The organism is Pseudomonas sp. 1176_21, from assembly GCF_052850635.1.
This window is the reverse complement of record NZ_VXCV01000005.1, coordinates 207018-219932: the sequence shown is the minus strand read 5'-3', so window position 1 is coordinate 219932 and position 12915 is coordinate 207018. Positions and strand designations below refer to the sequence as shown.

General features: G+C 64.1%; 11 protein-coding genes and 1 pseudogene. 4 read left to right on the top strand and 8 right to left on the bottom strand.

The annotated features are described in order from the left end of the window. Window positions 1-153: 153 nt before the first annotated feature. Window positions 154-726: a HutD/Ves family protein gene (locus tag FW760_RS14325; RefSeq protein WP_116052515.1), complete on the bottom strand. Its 573-nt coding sequence runs from the start codon at window positions 724-726 to the stop codon at window positions 154-156. Then, on the bottom strand, window positions 723-1433 hold the full coding sequence (gene hutC, locus FW760_RS14320) for a histidine utilization repressor (RefSeq protein WP_162484873.1): 711 nt from the start codon (window positions 1431-1433) through the stop codon (window positions 723-725). Before hutC ends, FW760_RS14325 begins: the two co-directional genes overlap by 4 nt. 143 nt (window positions 1434-1576) lie before the next feature. On the opposite strand from hutC, the gene FW760_RS14315 reads away from it, so the two are divergent. Further along, window positions 1577-2941 (top strand): formimidoylglutamate deiminase, encoded by a 1365-nt coding sequence (locus FW760_RS14315; RefSeq protein WP_116052514.1) that lies wholly within the window; start codon window positions 1577-1579, stop codon window positions 2939-2941. A 93-nt stretch (window positions 2942-3034) separates the two neighbouring features. On the opposite strand, the gene FW760_RS14310 is transcribed toward FW760_RS14315, so the two are convergent. Both FW760_RS14310 and bamE read right to left on the bottom strand, forming a co-directional pair. Further along, window positions 3035-3610 (bottom strand): lipocalin family protein, encoded by a 576-nt coding sequence (locus FW760_RS14310; RefSeq protein ID WP_043862183.1) that lies wholly within the window; start codon window positions 3608-3610, stop codon window positions 3035-3037. Beyond that, window positions 3607-3861, bottom strand: a complete 255-nt coding sequence (gene bamE, locus FW760_RS14305) for an outer membrane protein assembly factor BamE domain-containing protein (RefSeq protein ID WP_043862184.1) — start codon at window positions 3859-3861, stop codon at window positions 3607-3609. The genes FW760_RS14310 and bamE overlap by 4 nt, the downstream gene beginning before the upstream one ends. Window positions 3862-4090: 229 nt before the next feature. Here bamE and FW760_RS14300 point away from each other — a divergent pair. Both FW760_RS14300 and FW760_RS14295 read left to right on the top strand, forming a co-directional pair. Continuing rightward, window positions 4091-5125, top strand: a pseudogene (locus tag FW760_RS14300) (HAMP domain-containing protein); the annotation flags it as partial. Then, window positions 5123-5983 (top strand): methyl-accepting chemotaxis protein, encoded by an 861-nt coding sequence (locus FW760_RS14295; protein WP_370409076.1) that lies wholly within the window; start codon window positions 5123-5125, stop codon window positions 5981-5983. The pseudogene FW760_RS14300 and the gene FW760_RS14295, both read left to right, overlap by 3 nt. Before the next feature lie 86 nt (window positions 5984-6069). On the opposite strand, the gene FW760_RS14290 is transcribed toward FW760_RS14295, so the two are convergent. The 3 genes from FW760_RS14290 to FW760_RS14280 all read right to left on the bottom strand — a co-directional run bounded on the left by FW760_RS14290 (window position 6070) and on the right by FW760_RS14280 (window position 10272). Continuing rightward, window positions 6070-6666, bottom strand: a complete 597-nt coding sequence (locus tag FW760_RS14290) for a DUF924 family protein (protein ID WP_043862186.1) — start codon at window positions 6664-6666, stop codon at window positions 6070-6072. 3 nt (window positions 6667-6669) lie between these two features. Next, a complete protein-coding gene (locus FW760_RS14285) occupies window positions 6670-7680 on the bottom strand; it encodes a class 1 fructose-bisphosphatase (protein WP_043862187.1) in 1011 nt (336 codons plus the stop codon). A gap of 141 nt (window positions 7681-7821) precedes the next feature. Continuing rightward, on the bottom strand, window positions 7822-10272 hold the full coding sequence (locus tag FW760_RS14280; protein WP_058541651.1) for a glycogen/starch/alpha-glucan phosphorylase: 2451 nt from the start codon (window positions 10270-10272) through the stop codon (window positions 7822-7824). A gap of 200 nt (window positions 10273-10472) precedes the next feature. Here FW760_RS14280 and FW760_RS14275 point away from each other — a divergent pair, with 200 nt between their 5' ends. Next, on the top strand, window positions 10473-10877 hold the full coding sequence (locus tag FW760_RS14275; RefSeq protein WP_043862189.1) for a YkgJ family cysteine cluster protein: 405 nt from the start codon (window positions 10473-10475) through the stop codon (window positions 10875-10877). 157 nt (window positions 10878-11034) lie between these two features. On the opposite strand, the gene typA is transcribed toward FW760_RS14275, so the two are convergent. After that, a complete protein-coding gene (gene typA / locus FW760_RS14270; protein ID WP_043862190.1) occupies window positions 11035-12855 on the bottom strand; it encodes a translational GTPase TypA in 1821 nt (606 codons plus the stop codon). Window positions 12856-12915: the final 60 nt, after the last annotated feature.

Genomic DNA, 12915 nt, shown 5'->3' with positions numbered 1-12915 from the left:
GGCACTGCCATGGATGCAATACAAACATATATTTACTTGTATGTACAAGTACAGGCAACCAAAAAACAGTGTCGTCCGCTTCGCCGGCAAGGCCGGCTCCCACACGCAAAAAAAGAATGGAACCTGCAGGAGACAGCCTTGCTGGCGAAGCCCTTAACGTTCGGTCAGCTCGATCAGGCAGATCTGCCCACTGACCTCGAACTCCAGCAACCCGTGGTTGCCGTCCAGCCGCAGGCAGTCATAGCGACCCAGCCACTGCTCGGCATGCCCTGCGACCTTGACCCGCACCCGCTCGTGCGCCGCGAACACCAGCAGCGTCTGGGCCGAGCTGTACACCCGGCTTTCACCCGGCAGCCACTGCAACCGCGCGGCAAACCGCTGCGGCGCGTAGATCAGGTTGAAGTCGCGAATCGGTCCGCCCAGCAGGTTGCAGCTCACTGCACTTTCGCCGCTGAAGGCAAAGGCATCGAACGCCAGCAGCTCGCGGCTGGCCTGGCCATCCACCATCAGGCGCATGCCATCGCCCTGCAGCACGCTGATCACGCGCTGATACCCGGCAAAGCTGGAGAACCCGCCCGACTCGGCGATGTCGGCAATCGACAGGCGCCAGCCAAAGCCCTCCAGGCCGGCCCCGCCATCGCGGGTGATCTCTTCGGTACTGCCGCCGCCGTTCTTCCACGGCATGCGCGGGTAGTCGGCGGCACGTAACAGGGTCAACGAACTCATTTGCTGAAGCGTCCTTCCAGGCGGTGACGGGAACCGGGGTGAATCAGGCGCGCCGCCGTGACCGGCTGGCGACCCGACCAGGTGCGCCGGCGGATCAGCAGGCACGGCTCGCCCGGCTCGATCTGCAGCAGGCGGCATTCCTCGGGTTCGGCCAGGATCGCCTCGACCACGTGCTCGCCTTCGGTCAGCGGCGCCACCTGGGACAGGTAGGCGTAGGGGGTCTGGCGGGTGAAATCCTGCTTGAGGTAGTCCGGGGCGACCTGGGCGTTGACGAAGCGGTCCTCGATCTGCACCGGGATGCCGTTTTCGTAGTGCACGATCAGCGAATGGAACACCCGCTGCCCTTCGCGCATGTCCAGCGCCAGCGCCCGCTCCGAGCCTGCCGCCTCTTCGGTCAGGGTGATCACCTTGCAGCTGTGCTGGTGGCCGCGCGCGGCGATCTCGTCGGCGATGTTGTTGACCTCGAACAGCGCCGAGCGGCTCTTGGGCTCGGCGACGAAGGTGCCGACGCCCTGCATGCGCACCAGCAGGCCTTCGGCGGTCAGCTCGCGCAAGGCGCGGTTGATGGTCATGCGGCTGAAGCCCAGCTCGGTGACCAGTTCGCTCTCGGACGGTACGCGGTGATGCGGCGGCCAGCTGCCGTTCTGGATCTGCTGGGCGATCATCTGCTTGACCCGCGCATACAGCGGCGCCGGGCCCTCGCCCATGTGGGCAACCAACGCGGAGACAGGAGGTGTCGACACGGCAAAAATCCTTGGTGATGAGTATGACCGGTAGAGTGCCGCAGTTTACCGGGCAGGCAAACGTCTGTATATGTATATACAAATAACCAGAAAAGGGTGGCGTACCGATGTCCGTGTTCTTTGCCGAACGTGCTTTGTTGCCTACAGGCTGGGCAGAAAACGTGCGAATCGAGACAGGCCCCGACGGCCTGTTGAATAGCGTACAGCCAGGCGCCTCGGCCGATGGCGCCGAGCGCCTGGCCGGGCCGTTGCTGCCGGGCATGCCGAACCTGCACTCGCACGCCTTCCAGCGCGCCATGGCCGGCCTGGCGGAAGTGGCCGGCAACCCCAACGACAGCTTCTGGACCTGGCGCGAGCTGATGTACCGGCTGGTGGGCCGGATCAGCCCCGAGCAACTGGGCATCATTGCGCGCCAGCTGTACATCGAGATGCTCAAGGCCGGCTACACCTCGGTGGCCGAATTCCATTACGTGCACCATGACGCCCAGGGCAAGGCCTATGCCGACCCGGCCGAACTGTCGCTGCGCATCAGCCAGGCCGCCGCCGACACCGGCATCGGCCTGACCTTGCTGCCGGTGCTGTACAGCCACTCGGGTTTCGGCGGGCAGGCGCCCAATGACGGGCAACGTCGCTTCATCAACGGCACCGAGCAGTACCTGCACCTGCACACGCAACTGGCGCCGCTGCTCGCCCAGCAACCGGCGCAGCGCCTGGGGCTGTGCTTTCACTCCCTGCGCGCGGTCACCCCGCAGCAGATCGCCCAGGTCATGGCTGCCGGCGACAAGGCCTGCCCGGTGCATATCCACATTGCCGAACAGCAGAAGGAAGTCGACGACTGCCTGGCCTGGAGTGGCCGCCGGCCATTGCAGTGGCTGTATGAAAACGTCGATGTCGACCAGCGCTGGTGCCTGGTGCACGCCACCCACGCCGAGCCCGACGAAGTCAGCGCCATGGCGCGCAGCAAGGCGGTGGCCGGCCTGTGCCTGACCACCGAGGCCAACCTGGGCGACGGCATCTTCCCTGCCGTCGACTACCTGGCCCAGGGCGGGCGCATGGGCATCGGCTCGGACAGCCATGTGTCGCTGAGCGTGGTGGAGGAATTGCGCTGGCTCGAATATGGCCAGCGCCTGCGCGACCAGCGGCGCAACCGGTTGCATGGGGCCGATCAGCCGATGGTGGGGCGCACCCTGTTCGATGCGGCCCTGGCCGGTGGTGCGCAGGCGCTGGGGCAGCCGGTTGGCGAGCTGGCGGTGGGCAGGCGGGCCGACTGGATCGTGCTGGATGGGGCCGATCCGTACATCGCTACGGCGAGCGGGGACGGGGTTCTCAATCGCTGGCTGTTTGCCGGCGGCGACCGGCAGGTGCGCGATGTGATGGTCAATGGCAAGTGGGTGGTGCAACAGGGGCGGCATGCGGGTGATGAGGTGAGCGCGCAGGCGTTTGCCGGGGTGCTTCGCGAAGTGCTGGGCTGAGCCAGAACCACGCCGTGATTATCGCGGGTCAAGCCCGCTCCCACAGGGTTTATGCTGATCCTGTGGGAGCGGGCTTGGCCCGCGAAGAGGCCCTCACTGACTGTGCGCGATGTCCCTGTCCGAAACCCGCCAGATCAGCCGCGTGGTGTCATACCCCTGCTGACGCGCCCGCGCCAGCAGGCTCTCGCGCTCCAGCGCCGGAATCGTCGGCGTGCGCGACAGTATCCACAGGTACTTGCGGTCCGGGTTGCCCACCAGTGCCGTCTGGTAGTCCTTGTCCACGTACAGCACCCAGTAATCGCCCTTCGTCACCCCCGGCAGCAACCGCGAGAACCAGTTGTCGAACTCCACCCACAGCTTGTCGGTCTTGCCCTGCACCTGTGGCGTCGCCGTACCACTGGCCTCCTCCCACTCGCCCTCGAGCGTGATGCAGCGGTTGAGCACGCCCACCGTGCCGTCCGGCTTGAGGTTGTAATGCGCTTCGCTCTGCGCGCAATTGCGCTGGAAGAACATCGGCAGCCGCGCCAGCTCGAACCACTTGCCCTGGTAACGCTTGAGGTCGACGCTGTCGACGGTCTTGGGCGGCAACGGCCCGTCGTCGCGCGAATGCGCACAACCGGTCAGCAGCAGGCCGGCGCACAGGCTCAACAGCAGGGGCAGGCGTTTCATTTGAGACCCTGCCCCGAGTACATCAGCACCTTGTCGGCGGCGTACTGCACGCTGATGAAGGCTTTCTGGTCGCCCCAGGTACAACTGGTCATGCCCAGCGCGCCGGAACACTCGGTGGGGCTGCCCAGCAGTCGCTCGACCTCGGCCTTGGGCATGCCGGCCTGGAGCTTGGAATAGTTTTCCTGGTTGATCTTGCTGCATGCGGCCAGCAACACGCACAACGACAACAGGGCGAGGGAACGCAACGACATGGGGTCACTCCTGAACATGAGGGTGCAAGCACGGGGCCTGACTCGAGCTTAGAAGCAAAAACCCCTATCCGGTTCCCGGCAACCCCATTTACCTGCACGGTTATCGTTGCCATTTGTCGACTAGTCGCACATCCGCCTCATTTTTTGCCCGGCGCGGACGACACAGGAGGGCGCTGCGACGTTTCGCCGCGCCCTCCCCGTTGACCGCCTTGTGCAGACAGACCTCGCAATGACCAAAAACCTGAAGTTCAGCCACAAGATCCTGCTGGCCGCCGCCCTTGTGGTCGCGGTGGCGTTTACCTGTTTCATCCTGTTCAACGATTACCGCCAGCGCCAGTCGCTGCGCAGCAACACCGAGGCCACGATGCAGGAGCTCGGCAGCCTTACCACCAGCAACATCCAGACCTGGCTGCAGAGCCGCATCCAGCTGCAGCATTCGTTTGCCCAGCAGGTGGCCGTGGATGGCCCCGGCAAGCCGAGCCTGGACCGGCTGATGGCGTTGCCGGTGTATGCCAGCAACTTCAACCTGACCTACTTCGGCGGCCAGGACGGCAGCATGCAATCGGTGCCCACGGGCAACCGCGCCGCCGACTACGACCCGCGGGTACGCGGCTGGTACAAGGGCGCCAGCGAGGCCGGGCGCAGCATCGTTACCGAACCCTACGTCTCGGCCTCCTCGGGCAAGCTGGTGATCACCATTGCCACCCCGGTGCAGCAGGCTGGCCGCCTGATCGGTGTCAGCGGTGCCGACACCGACCTGGACACCATCAGCAGCATCATCAACTCGCTGAACTTCGACGGCCACGGCCTGGCGTTCATCGTCAATGCCGAGGGCAAGATCCTGATCCACCCGGACAGCTCGCTGACCCTCAAGCGCCTGGCCGATGCCTACCCGCAGGGCACGCCGCAGCCGGGTAGCGGCCTCAAGGAAGTCGAGCAGGACGGGCGCCGGCAGTTCATCAGCTTCACCCGCGTCAACGGCGTGCCTTCGGCCGACTGGTACGTAGCGATGGTGGTCGACCAGGACTACGCCTTTGCCATGCTCGGCGAGTTTCGGACCTCGGCCATCGTGGCCACGGCCATCGCCGTGTTGATCATCATCGCCTTGCTCGGCGTGCTGATCCGCGTCCTGATGGAGCCGCTGCATGTGATGGGCCGCGCCATGCACGATATCGCCGAAGGCGAAGGCGACCTGACCCGGCGCCTGCGCATTCATGCCCATGACGAGTTCGGCGCGCTGGGCTCCTCGTTCAACCGCTTCGTGGAACGTATCCACAACTCGATCAGCGAAGTGTCCTCGGCCACCGGTCGGGTCAATGAAGTGGCCCTGCGCGTGGTCAGCGCCTCGAACGCGTCGATCCACAATGCCGACCAGCAGTCGGGCCGCACCAGCAGCGTGGCGGCGGCGATCAACCAGCTGGGCGCCGCCGCCCATGAGATCGCCCACAACGCCGCCCTTGCCTCACAGCATTCCAGCGAAGCACGCAACCTGGCCGAGGACGGCCAGCAGGTGGTCGACCAGACCATTGCGGTGATGAACCAGCTGTCGAGCAAGATCAGCGACGCCAGCACCCATATCGAGACGCTCAACGCCAACACGGTGAACATCGGTCAGATTCTCGAGGTGATCAGCGGCATTTCCCAGCAGACCAACCTGCTGGCACTGAACGCGGCCATCGAGGCGGCACGTGCCGGCGAGGCCGGTCGCGGGTTTGCGGTGGTGGCCGACGAGGTGCGCAACCTGGCCCACCGTACCCAGGACTCGGCGCAACAGGTGCAGAAGATCATCGAGCAGTTGCAGGCCGGCGCACAGGTGGCGGTGGGCACCATGACCGAGAGTCAGCGCCAGAGCGAGCACAGCGTGGGCATTGCCAACCAGGCCGGCGAGCGCCTGGGCAGCGTGACCGTGCGCATTGGCGAAATCGACGGGATGAACCAGTCGGTGGCCACCGCCACCGAAGAGCAGACGGCCGTGGTGGAATCGATCAATGTCGACATCACCGAGATCAATACGCTGAATCAGGAAGGGGTGGAGAATTTGCAGGCGACGCTGCGGGCCTGCAATGACCTGCAGAGCCAGGTGGACAGGTTGAAGCAACTGGTGGGCAGCTTCAGGATCTAGGGTGAAACAATCGCGGGTCAAGCCCGCTCCCACAAGGACAGCGATAGTCCTAGTGGGAGCGGGCTTGACCCGCGATTGGGTTCAGCTCAGAACCGCGAGCCCGGCTCCAGCAGAAAGTCCATCTCTTCATCGGTGCTCGGGCGCCCCAGTACCAGGTTGCGGTGCGGGAAGCGGCCAAACCGCGCAATCACCCGCTGGTGCTGCTCGGCATAGTCCAGGAAACCTTCGAACAGGCGCCGGTCACTGTCCGGCTGCGCATCCAGCAGCAACTGATAGCGCTCGATGCTGATGTTCTGCCAGTCCAGCACCTCGGCATGCTCCAGCACCAGCAGGATGAACACCCGCTGGATCGGCAGCAGCTGGTAGTCCCAGGCCTTGTCCAGGCCCTGCATCACCAGCACCTGCGCACGCCGGTCGCCATCGAAGGCGTGCTGCGTGTCGCGGTGGATCATGCGGGGCAGCTGGTCCAGCAGCAGCACCAGGCCCAGCCAGCCCTGCGGGCTTGCCAGCCATTCGTCCAGCTCGCCGGCCAGCGCCTGCGCGGCCAGCTCGCCGAAGCGCTCGCGCGCCTCGTCGTCGTGGTGCTTGCCGAACCACAGCGTACTCTTCTCGTCAGCCACGGCCTGGGGGCTGGTGCCCCAGCCGAACCACCACTCCAGCAACGGCTGCCAAGGTGCGAGCATGATTTACTCCTGGTGATAACCGGTGACGCGCTCGACTTCCTGCTTCGAACCCAGGAACACCGCCACACGCTGGTGCAGGCTCTCGGGCTGGATGTCGAGGATGCGCTGGCGACCGTCGGTGGAAGCACCGCCGGCCTGTTCGATGATGAACGACATCGGGTTGGCTTCGTACATCAGGCGCAGCTTGCCCGGCTTGGATGGCTCGCGCGCATCGCGCGGGTACATGAACAGGCCGCCACGGGTCAGGATGCGGTGCACGTCGGCAACCATCGAGGCGATCCAGCGCATGTTGTAGTTCTTTTTCAGCGGGCCGGTCTCGCCAGCCAGCAGTTCGCCCACATAGCGGGTCACCGGGGCTTCCCAGTGGCGCTGGTTGGACATGTTGATGGCGAACTCGGCGGTGGTTTCCGGCACCTGGATGTTCTCGTGGGTCAGCACGAAACTGCCCAGCTCGCGGTCCAGGGTGAAACCCTTGACGCCGTTGCCCAGGGTCAGGATCAGCATGGTCTGCGGGCCGTAGATCGCGTAACCGGCGGCCACCTGCTTGGTGCCCGGCTGCAGGAAGGCCTGTTCGTTGAGGCTTTCGTTCTGGCTCAGGTACTCGTTGGGGCAGCGCAGTACCGAGAAGATGGTGCCGACCGAGACGTTGACATCGATGTTCGACGAACCGTCCAGCGGGTCGAATACCAGCAGGTAGGCACCCTTGGGGTACTTGCCCGGGATCTGGTAGGCATTGTCCATCTCTTCGGACGCCATGCCGGCCAGGTGGCCGCCCCACTCGTTGGCTTCGAGCAGGATGTCGTTGGAAATCACGTCCAGTTTCTTCTGGACTTCGCCCTGCACGTTTTCAGTGCCCATGCTGCCCAGCACGCCGCCCAGGGCGCCCTTGGACACGTTGTGGCTGATTTCCTTGCACGCACGCGCCACCACTTCGATAAGGAAGCGCAGATCGGCAGGGGTGCTGTTGCTGCGGGTCTGCTCAATCAGATAGCGACTCAGGGTAACGCGGGACATGTAAGGCTCCGGAGGATGGGGTAGAAAAAACCCACGCAGTTTACAGGGAGAGTGAAGCGCTAGCGAGCAATAGGACATGCTCGCCCGATCAGACGACACATCGGCCCGAAGGTTCACGCCCCCGGGCCCGATGCCAGGCGCCTACTCCAGCGCGTTCCAGATCTCCCCGGCGTATTCGCGAATGGTGCGGTCCGACGAGAACCAGCCCATGCGCGCGGTATTGAGCACGGCCGAGCGCCACCACTGCTGGGGGTCGTGCCACAGCTCCTCGACGCGGCGCTGGGCCTCCCAGTAGGCATCGAAGTCGGCGCACACCAGGAAGCGGTCATACGGCACCAGTGAATCGATCAGCCCCACGTAGCGCGCCGGGTCGTCCGGCGAGAACACCCCGCCGCGGATCGCCTGGAGCACGTCGTTGAGCCGGTACGAGGCGCCGATGGCGGAGCTGGCACCGAAATCGCCGCTGCGCTTGCGCGCCTCCACCTGCTGGGAGGTCAGGCCGAAGATGAACATGTGCTCGGCCCCCACCTGCTCGCACATCTCGACGTTGGCACCGTCCAGGGTGCCGATGGTCAGCGCGCCATTGAGGCCGAACTTCATGTTGCTGGTGCCCGAGGCCTCGTAGCCGGCGGTGGAGATCTGCTCGGACAGGTCCGCCGCCGGGATGATGCTCTCGGCCAGGCTCACGTTGTAGTTGGGCAGGAACACCACCTTGAGCAGCCCGCGCACGGTCGGGTCGTTGTTGACCACCCTGGCGATGTCGTTGGCCAGCTTGATGATCAGCTTGGCCTGGTGATAGCTGGCGGCGGCCTTGCCGGCGAAGATCTTCACCCGCGGCGCCCAGTGCGTGCCCGGCTCGGCGCGGATCGCCTGGTACAGCGCCACGGTATGCAGCAGGTTGAGCAGCTGGCGCTTGTATTCGTGGATACGCTTGACCTGCACATCGAACATCGCCTCGGGGTCGACCGTGATGCCCAGGCGCTCCTGGATCAGGTTGGCCAGGGCCTTCTTGCTGTGCAGGCGCTGCTGGGCGAAGGCCTTGCGAAACGCCGGCTTGTCGGCGAACGGTTCGAGGCGCCGCAGGTGCTTCTCGGGGTCGTCCAGCACCTCGGGCCCCAGCGCCTCCACCAGCATGCGGGTGAGCGGCGGGTTGGCCTGGTACAGCCAGCGGCGGAAGGTGATGCCGTTGGTCTTGTTGTTGATCCGCTCGGGGTAGAGCTTGTGCAGTTCGGCGAACACGGTGCTGCGCATCAGCTTGGTGTGCAGCCCCGACACGCCGTTGACGCTGTGCGACCCGAGGAACGCCAGGTTGCCCATGCGCACCCGCCGGCCGTTGTCCTCCTCGATCAGCGACACCGCGCGCAGCACGTCGAAGTCATGGATGCCCTTGGCCCGCAGCGCGTCGATATGAAAGGCGTTGATCAGGTAGATGATCTGCATGTGGCGCGGCAGCATGCGCTCCATCAGGCCCACCGACCAGGTTTCCAGCGCCTCGGGCAGCAGGGTGTGGTTGGTGTAGGCCAGGGTATCGACGGTGAGCTGCCAGGCGGTGTCCCACGGCAGTTCGTGCTGGTCCACCAGCAGGCGCATCAGCTCGGCCACGGCAATCGAGGGGTGGGTGTCGTTGAGCTGGATGGCGGCCTTTTCGTGCAGGTTGAGCAGCGTGGGGTTCATGTTCAGGTGGCGGCGCAGCAGGTCCTGCAGCGAGGCCGAGACGAAGAAGTACTCCTGGCGCAGGCGCAGCTCCTGGCCGGCCTCGGTGCTGTCGGCCGGGTACAGTACCCGCGAGATGCTCTCGGCGCGGGCCACTTCGGCCACCGCGCCCAGGTGGTCGCCGGCATTGAAACGCTCCAGGTGCAGCTCTTCCAGGGCCCGTGCGCGCCACAGGCGCAGGGTATTGACGCTGGCACCACGCCAGCCCACCACGGGCGTGTCGTAGGCCACCGCGCGCACCGTTTCGGCCGGCCACCACACCTGGCGCGGCTGGCCGGATTCGTCGTGCCGGGTCTCGACGCTGCCGCCGAAACTGATCGGGTAGATCACCTCGGCACGCTCGAACTCCCAGGGGTTGCCGAAATCCAGCCAGTTTTCGGTCTGCTCCTGCTGCCAGCCGTCGACCACGGCCTGGCGAAACAGCCCGTGCTCATAGCGGATACCGTAGCCGTGGGCGGCAATGCCCAGGGTCGACATGCTCTCCATGAAGCACGCCGCCAGGCGCCCGAGGCCGCCGTTGCCCAGCGCCGCATCGGGTTCGAGCAGGCGGATGCGCTCCAGGTCCACGTCCAGCCCGGTCATTGCTTCACGGGCGATGTCCAGCAGGCCGAGGTTGCTCAGGCTGTCGTACAGCAGGCGGCCGATGAGAAATTCGAGGGAGAGGTAATAGACGCGCTTCTGGCTCTTGCGGTAGATCTGCCGCGTGTGGTCCATCCAGTGGTCGACCATGTGGTCGCGGGCGGCCAGGGCGATGGCCTCGAACCAGTCGTGGTCGAAGGCGTGCTCGGGGTCCTTGCCGACGGCATAGGTCAGTTTTTCCAGTACAGCGGTGCGAAAGGCAGCCACCTGTGCGTCACGTGCGAGTGGTTCCTGAGACATACGACGTCCTCGGGCAAGTTGACGAATGCGGATGGGGATTTCTCAGCCTAGACGGTTCGACCGGGCGCGGTAGCGCGGGTTCGTTTGTTTCTGTGCAAAAGCGGTACCGGGTTGGCACGAACCCGGCAAATGGTTGTTCACATTTTGACCAACTCCGGTATGATCGCGCGCCCACCCGACCATCTGAAAAACCGAACCTGATGAAACCGACCCTGATTGCCGCCGCCGAACTCGACCGCCTGGATACCTGGCAGAGGTATTCCAGCCACATGTGCGGGGGCTGCATGTCCAGTTGCTGCACCTTGCCGGTGGAGGTCAAGCTCACGGATCTGATCCGCATTGGCGTGGTGGACGAATTCGAACGGGGCGAGCCGCCCAAGAACATCGCCAAGCGCCTGCAGAAGGATGGGATCGTCGAGCGCTTCAACCAGAAGTCCGGGATCTTCACCTTGCAGCGCATGAGCAACGACGATTGCCTGTACCTGGACCGCAAGACGCGGTTCTGCACCATTTACGACAAGCGCCCCGACACCTGCCGCAACCACCCAAGGATTGGCCCGCGGCCGGGGTACTGCGCGTACAAGCCAAAGCCCGTGGCCCGCTGAAAAGCATCGCGGGTCAAGCCCGCTCCCACAAGGTTGTGCATTTACCTGTGGGAGCGGGCTTGACCCGCGATTCGGCCAGCGCAAGTTTCAGGCCTTGCACAAACAAAAACGCCCCCGGCCTTTCGACCGGGGGCGTTTTCATTCAGCCTGAGCTAACTCAGTTCTTGGCTTTCTTGGCAGCGCGGGTACGCTCGCCTTCGTCCAGGATCTTCTTGCGCAGACGGATCGACTTGGGGGTGACTTCGCACAGCTCGTCGTCCTGGATGAATTCCAGGGCCTGTTCCAGGGTGAAGCGAACAGGTGGCACCAGAGCGATGGTTTCGTCTTTGCCCGAAGCACGCATGTTGTCGAGCTTCTTGCCCTTGGTAGGGTTGACGCCCAGGTCGTTGTCACGGCTGTTCAGACCGACGATCTGACCGTTGTAGATCTCCTGGCCGTGCTCGACGAACAGCTTGCCGCGCGCCTGCAGGGTTTCCAGCGAGTAGGTCAGCGCCTTGCCGGTCTCTACCGATACCAGTACGCCGTTCTGACGGCCGGACATGTGGCCGGACTTCATTGGCGCGTAGCGATCGAAGATCGAGGTCAGGATGCCTGCACCGTTGGTCAGGGTCAGGAACTGGTTGCGGAAACCGATCAGACCACGGGCTGGAATGTTGTATTCCAGACGTACACGGCCCTTGCCATCCGGCACCATGTTGGTCAGGTCGCCTTTACGCAGGCCCATTTCTTCCATGACCTTGCCCTGCGAATCTTCAGGGATGTCGATGGTGACGTTCTCGAACGGCTCGTGCTTGGCACCGTCGATTTCGCGGATGATCACTTCCGGACGACCAACACCCATTTCGAAGCCTTCGCGACGCATGGTTTCGATCAGTACCGACAGGTGCAGCTCACCACGGCCCGATACCTTGAACTTGTCGGCCGAGTCGCCTTCTTCAACGCGCAGTGCAACGTTGTACAGCAGCTCCTTGTCCAGACGCTCCTTGATGTTGCGGCTGGTGACGAACTTGCCTTCCTTACCGCAGAACGGCGAGTCGTTGACCTGGAAGGTCATCGAAACGGTCGGCTCGTCGACGGTCAGCGGCTTCATCGCCTCGACTGCGTCCGGGGAGCACAGGGTGTCGGAGATGAACAGCTCGTCGAAACCGCTGATGCAGACGATGTCGCCGGCCTGGGCTTCTTCGACGTCGACGCGGTGCAGGCCGTGGTGACCCATCAGCTTGAGGATACGACCGTTGCGGCGCTTGCCGTCAACGTCGATGGCCACAACCGGGGTGTTCGGCTTGACGCGACCACGGGCGATGCGGCCAACACCGATTACGCCCAGGAAGCTGTTGTAGTCCAGTGCCGAGATCTGCATCTGGAACGGACCGTCGCGGTCGACGCTTGGCGCTGGCACGTTGTCGACGATCGACTGGTACAGCGGGGTCATGTCTTCGGCCATTTCGGTGTGGTCCAGACCGGCAATGCCGTTCAGGGCCGAGGCGTAGACGACCTTAAAGTCCAGCTGTTCGTCGGTGGCACCCAGGTTGTCGAACAGGTCGAAGATCTGGTCCAGAACCCAGTCAGGACGCGCGCCCGGACGGTCGACCTTGTTGATCACCACGATCGGACGCAGGCCGGCTTCGAAAGCCTTCTTGGTCACGAAACGGGTTTGCGGCATAGGGCCGTCCTGGGCGTCAACCAGCAGCAGCACGGAGTCGACCATAGACATCACACGCTCTACTTCACCACCGAAGTCGGCGTGGCCCGGGGTGTCCACGATGTTGATGTGGTAGCCGTTCCAGTTGATGGCGGTGTTTTTCGCCAGAATGGTAATGCCGCGCTCTTTTTCCTGGTCGTTGGAGTCCATCACGCGCTCGTCGTTGAGCTCGTTGCGCTCCAGGGTGCCGGACTGACGCAGCAGTTTGTCTACCAGGGTGGTCTTGCCATGGTCAACGTGGGCGATGATGGCGATGTTGCGTAGATTTTCGATCACTTGTGTATCTCGATCAGAGGATTCGGGTTGCCGCCCAGTCTAGGCGGCGAATGTGAATGA

What these genes read in the sequence shown, in the direction of transcription:
- FW760_RS14325 (WP_116052515.1), bottom strand. Translation starts at nt 726, where the DNA reads ATGAGTTCGTTGACCCTGTTACGTGCCGCCGACTACCCGCGCATGCCG.
- hutC (WP_162484873.1), bottom strand. Translation starts at nt 1,433, where the DNA reads ATGGGCGAGGGCCCGGCGCCGCTGTATGCGCGGGTCAAGCAGATGATC.
- FW760_RS14315 (WP_116052514.1), top strand. Translation starts at nt 1,577, where the DNA reads ATGTCCGTGTTCTTTGCCGAACGTGCTTTGTTGCCTACAGGCTGGGCA.
- FW760_RS14310 (WP_043862183.1), bottom strand. Translation starts at nt 3,610, where the DNA reads ATGAAACGCCTGCCCCTGCTGTTGAGCCTGTGCGCCGGCCTGCTGCTG.
- bamE (WP_043862184.1), bottom strand. Translation starts at nt 3,861, where the DNA reads ATGTCGTTGCGTTCCCTCGCCCTGTTGTCGTTGTGCGTGTTGCTGGCC.
- FW760_RS14290 (WP_043862186.1), bottom strand. Translation starts at nt 6,666, where the DNA reads ATGCTCGCACCTTGGCAGCCGTTGCTGGAGTGGTGGTTCGGCTGGGGC.
- FW760_RS14285 (WP_043862187.1), bottom strand. Translation starts at nt 7,680, where the DNA reads ATGTCCCGCGTTACCCTGAGTCGCTATCTGATTGAGCAGACCCGCAGC.
- FW760_RS14280 (WP_058541651.1), bottom strand. Translation starts at nt 10,272, where the DNA reads ATGTCTCAGGAACCACTCGCACGTGACGCACAGGTGGCTGCCTTTCGC.
- FW760_RS14275 (WP_043862189.1), top strand. Translation starts at nt 10,473, where the DNA reads ATGAAACCGACCCTGATTGCCGCCGCCGAACTCGACCGCCTGGATACC.